The organism is Bifidobacterium sp. LH_389, from assembly GCF_056357235.1.
On sequence record NZ_JBKEVR010000031.1, the window covers coordinates 1 to 4943 of the forward strand.

3 protein-coding genes and 3 pseudogenes are annotated in these 4943 nt (G+C 49.6%); 4 read left to right on the forward strand and 2 right to left on the reverse strand.

The window, feature by feature from the left end; genetic code table 11:
* Positions 1 to 125: 125 nt before the first annotated feature.
* The 3 genes and pseudogenes from AC1AZA_RS11330 to AC1AZA_RS11340 form a co-directional block, all read left to right on the forward strand.
* Positions 126 to 912, forward strand: a pseudogene (locus tag AC1AZA_RS11330) (transposase); the annotation flags it as partial.
* Between the two features lie 221 nt (positions 913 to 1133).
* Positions 1134 to 2579, forward strand: coding sequence for a flippase (locus AC1AZA_RS11335; protein WP_476514758.1), 1446 nt, complete (start codon positions 1134 to 1136; stop codon positions 2577 to 2579).
* A 22-nt stretch (positions 2580 to 2601) separates the two neighbouring features.
* The gene (locus AC1AZA_RS11340; RefSeq protein WP_476514759.1) at positions 2602 to 3726 is read left to right on the forward strand and encodes an acyltransferase family protein; all 1125 of its coding nucleotides are present in this window, start codon (positions 2602 to 2604) and stop codon (positions 3724 to 3726) included.
* Positions 3727 to 3888: 162 nt separating this feature from the next.
* Here AC1AZA_RS11340 and AC1AZA_RS11345 read toward each other — a convergent pair whose 3' ends face one another.
* The gene (locus AC1AZA_RS11345; RefSeq protein WP_476514760.1) at positions 3889 to 4149 is read right to left on the reverse strand and encodes a hypothetical protein; all 261 of its coding nucleotides are present in this window, start codon (positions 4147 to 4149) and stop codon (positions 3889 to 3891) included.
* An 8-nt stretch (positions 4150 to 4157) separates the two neighbouring features.
* Positions 4158 to 4481 (reverse strand): annotated as a pseudogene (locus AC1AZA_RS11350) (transposase); the annotation flags it as partial.
* A gap of 173 nt (positions 4482 to 4654) precedes the next feature.
* On the opposite strand from AC1AZA_RS11350, the pseudogene AC1AZA_RS11355 reads away from it, so the two are divergent.
* Positions 4655 to 4943, forward strand: a pseudogene (locus AC1AZA_RS11355) (hypothetical protein); the annotation flags it as partial.

Sequence of the window (4943 nt, forward strand, 5' to 3'; positions counted from 1 at the left end):
CAGCGGTCTGCGAACGTCCCCGTTCCCGGCGACAACACCCCCCGGATCATCAACGACAGGGCGAGAGAGTCATACCGGAACCGGCGACCCGGCCCCGACCATCAGGGCCTACCAAACATGGTAATGGGCACAACTACATCACGGTGATCGCCGACCTCGTCGAGCACGACATGACCGACGTGGCGGCCGGCAAGGACTCATCCACGGTGAAACGGTTCGTCGGCGACTTCGCGGCGCACAGCGGCGTGCCCGGATACGTGCGACTCGCCGCCTGCGACATGAGTCTGGGGTTCCGGAAGGGCATCCGCGAACACCCGCCCAACGCGGAGCGGATCGTCGACAAGTTCCATGTAGTCAGACACGCCAACGAGGCCGTCGACAAGGTCAGGGAGGCCGAGACTAGTTCCAACGGGCTGTTGAATGAGGGCGAAGTACCTGTGGCTGCGCAACGAGTCCGGGCTGGGCGAACTGCAGCTGGAGAGCAAACGCGGTCTCACGAAACAGCGGCTTAAGACCGGCCGGGCCTGCCAGATGCGCGAGACCCTGCAGGACATCTACGCGACCAGCCGCACGCCGGCCGAGGCGTGGGTGCGCCTGCACCTCCTGTGCTCGTGGATGATGCACTCACTACTGGAACCAGTGAAGGACCTCGCCCGCATGATCCGCAGGCACTGGAACGAGATCCTGACCTACTTCACCCACCCGTACCCGTACACCAACGCGGTCCTCGAGGACGTCAACAGCGTCATCCAGAACGTCAAACGACGGGCACGCGGATTCAGGAACAAGCAGTACTTCGCCACCATGATCTACCTGACCTGCGGCAAACTCAACCTCAAAGCAGTCTTTCCTAACCCCTGCAACCCACCACAAACAACGAATAGTCCTATATGTATTAGGGAAAAAGACTAGTAAGTAATAAATGAGCATAGAGCTTTGCTGTGTCGGAGTAAACTCTTAGTCATCTATGTCACCTCGTTTTCTGAAAGTAAATATCACAGTTATGTGATCACGGTGGAGGCATATTTGTTGAGACATTCTGCGATGCTCATTAATTGATGCTAAAATTATCAAAGAGAGTATGGTTGACCAATTACTGTACTAATGACGTACTATAGTAAGAGTGGTGAAAAATGCGTGTTCATTCATTGAAGTTTAACGCGTTGATGAATATGATCCTTTCTTCGTCATCGTTTATTTTCCCACTAATTACAGTGCCGTATGTTTCTCGTGTATTGGATCCTGCTGGCGTAGGCGCTGTTTCGTTCGCTCAGAGTGTGATTACCTATTTTTCATTAGCAGCATTGCTGGGAATACAAATGTATGGCGTGCGTGCATGTGCACAGGTTCGAGATGACGCGGACAAGCTTTCTCGAACAGTTGAAGAGTTGATCATTATTCTTGCGGTGTCCACGAGTATAGTGTTCATATTCTATGCATGTGCTCTGTTGTTTGTTCCTAGATTTGCGGCTGATCGTCCTCTGTATCTGATGTTTGGTCTTGCATTATGGTTGGCTTCTTTTGGTGTCGAATGGTTTTATCAAGCGATCGAACAGTATACGTATATCACAATTCGAAGTATTGCGATTAAAATAATTGGCCTTGTATTAATGTTTGCATTCGTCCATAACATCTCAGATTATAGAATTTATGGTTGTATTGTTGTTTTTACAGGTTATGGATCAAACATTCTGAATATGATCAGATTGAGATCGTTGGTCACCTTTGTTCCACTTTCTCAGCTGAATATCCGTAGGCATTTTAAACCTATGCGATCTTTTCTAGTCTCTAGTATTTCCTCTGGTATGTATTCACAAGCAGATATGGTAATGCTTGGTTTTCTATCCAATAATGCGGTGGTTGGCATCTATCAACTTGTTGCTAAAATCAAAAATATTTTGGTTTCCGCTATTAACTCTGTAGTTAATGTGATGCTCCCCCGTTTGTCATACTATGCAAAAAATTCAAAAAAAGATTACGAAAGTTTGATGCTGAAGAATATAGAGTTTGTGCTTGTGTTTGCATGTGCAGGTATTGCATGTGCTGCATTATGCCCTGATGCCATTGTTGACATTATTGCAGGTGAGCAATATCGTGATGCTGTTGTTCCGCTCTTATATATTCTCCCGGCCTTGCTACTCGTATCGTTAAATACCGTTCTTTCTCAGTACCTGATCTCGTCTGATCGAGAACGGCAATATGCGACCGTTAATTTCATAGGCTTGATATGCTCATTGGTGTACTGTATATTTCTTATTCCAGCGTTTGGTGCAGTGGGCGCAGCACTGAGTTGCTCTCTGAGTGAGTTAACCGCACTCATTATACGTTGCTGGTTTGCGCGTGATTTTATTCATAGCATGATTAAAAAAGTTAGATTGTATCCTGCGCCAATTGCTGCAACAATCTCGTTCGTTGGTGTCGCGGGCATTCATTCGTTGTGGTGGCCTGAAAATAGTTTTCTCCAAATCATAGTTACTGGCGTATTGTTCTCTTTCTGTTATCTGATTGCGTTGGTCTTGCTGAAAGAGAAAATTGTGCTCAGCGCCCTCGCAAACGTCCGTCGTGGTGTAGTGCGATAGTATTAATTGGGAAGAAGGGAATATGGGAAATATTTCGCGAGTTAAGAGGGATCGATCTTCCCGTAATTCGAGTATCGAGTTATTGCGTATTATTGCAGCATATCTGATTATTTTACGGCATTTCGTTGGCGCTAACGGTTTTAGTGTATGGCAGATGCCGTTGTCTGTGAATAAAGTCATAGCGGAAGGTGTGTTGTTCCCATTAGGGAAAGTCGGAGTGGTTCTTTTCTTCCTGATCTCAGCGTGGTTTCTATGTGAGGGGTCTACCGATATGAAATCCTGCCTACGTCGTGTTTGGATGCTTGAACGTGAGATTCTGTTTTATAGCCTAATATTGACCATATTTATGCTAATTACGCGACGTGACTTATTGTCTATAAAACTCGTGATAAGCGGCGTGCTGCCTTTGTCAACAGATTTGTGGTGGTATGCGACAAGTTATGCTATATTCCTAGTTCTGTTTCCGTTCTTAACGGTCGGTTTGAAAGCATTAGGTCGTGGCTTACACCGTGTCTGCTGTATGCTATGTCTGCTGATGTGGACGATTCTTGGAGGTTTAGTTAATTTTATTTCATTTGATATGGCTGCTCAAAGCGTGATGATTTTTATCTACCTGTATGTTTTGGTTTCATATTGGCGTTGGTATAATGCTGATCTGATTTCCCGCCGTCTTGCGTGGATTTTTATTGGTTCAGGCTTTTTGATCTCGGTTTTTTCGGTAGTGTGCCTGACACTATTCACTCAACGCCTAAACCGAGGATTCAGGCAGCAAGCCATGATGGGACAGAATGAGTGGATGCTTCCGGTTATGATGATCGGGTTTGGCTTTTTTGCTTTGTTCAAAGACCATGATTTTTATAACCGTTTCATAAACAACGTGGCAAAGTCGATGTTTGCTGTCTATTTGATTGCTGTCTATCCTCCTATGGCTCAGATTCTATGGATGGAATGGTTTGATATGAGATATGCATATGGTTCAATTTGGTTCGTCCCATATGCGCTTAGCATCGCGCTGATCGTGCTTGTTTCCTGTGTGCTTCTTGATTACGTACGCCGTGGAGTTTTCAAGTACACCATTGATAGGCAGTCCGGTAAATGGTTTAGCGTAATATATGACAAATTCGCCATCGCACTCATCGTGGATTGAAAATATAGGGCTCCGCGGGTGTTTGTGCAGATGTGGGTTGTTGATTGTTTCTACCAGTTATTGGATTCCAGTTTTTAAGTTCGAGCTCTCCGCATTTGGGGGTGTTGACGTTTTGTTGGACTTCGTTGTCTGAATGGTCGCTCAGCACGCTACCACATGTGTTCAGGCGACGAGCCCGAGCTCGATGCGCCTGTCCATGATGCTCATCTCGCGCTCCGTCTTGATGCGCCTGTCGCGGTACCAGACCATGTACTCGTCGAGCATGCCGGTGAACTCGTCGATCGTGACGCCCTGGAAGCTGCGCTTGTGGAAGAACTCCTGCCCGGGCCGGTCGAGAACCCCTCGGCGGCCGCGTTGTCCGGACTGCACCACTTCGCGCTCATCGACCTCGTCAATCCATGGTCCACGCAGATGCGGATCCATTCGGGCCACCGGTAGTGGCATCCCCGGTCGGAGTGGATGACGGGGGTCTGGCCGGGTCTGAGCGTGGCGCACGCGGCTTCGAGCATCCCGTTGGCCAGGGCCGCGTTGGGACTGGTGCCGATCGTCCACGAGACGGGCATGCCGTCATAGCAGTCGATGTCCGGCGACAGGTACACCTTGCCCGCAGGGATCGAGAACTCGGCGATGTCGGTGACCCACAGCTCGTTCGGGCTCGCGGCGTGGAAGACCCGGTTGGCTAGGTTCTTTGGCGCCCGGCCGATCTCGCCCCTGTACGAGCTGTAGCGTTTCGCGCTCTTGAACACGGACACCATGCCAGGGCGGTGATTATTTGACTTGCTGAGCACATTGGTTATTGTGGTTCGGCACCGACGCTGGTTTTGGTTGTTATTGGCGTTGGGTACCGTGGTTATTGTGGTTCGACGCCGGTTGGGTTAGGCTCCTTTCACCATGAGCCGGGCGTATGGGTTCGAAAGGGGTGCCGACGATGGTACGCAGAATCAAGGCGAAGCTCGTGTCCGGGCTTCGCGGTCAGGGGTTGCCGCGCAACGCGATAGCCATGGGCTACGGCATGTCGAAGCACAGCGTAATCGACGTGTTCGACGCGGCCGACCGGCTCGGCGTCTCGTACGGGGACGTGGAGGAGCGGTCGGACGACGAGGTGTTGTGTTTTGTCAAGTTGGTGTCCGCGTTGTGTGCAGTGTTTTTCCGCAGTGTGGGCAGCGGGTTTTCCGCAGTGTGTGCGGTATTGGATGTGGCCGCTGCCTGTCTGCGTT

Bases quoted from the DNA above. Each gene is read 5' to 3' on its own strand.
- AC1AZA_RS11340 (WP_476514759.1), top strand. From the start codon at position 2,602: ATGGGAAATATTTCGCGAGTTAAGAGGGATCGATCTTCCCGTAATTCG.
- AC1AZA_RS11345 (WP_476514760.1), bottom strand. From the start codon at position 4,149: ATGGATCCGCATCTGCGTGGACCATGGATTGACGAGGTCGATGAGCGC.
- AC1AZA_RS11335 (WP_476514758.1), top strand. From the start codon at position 1,134: ATGCGTGTTCATTCATTGAAGTTTAACGCGTTGATGAATATGATCCTT.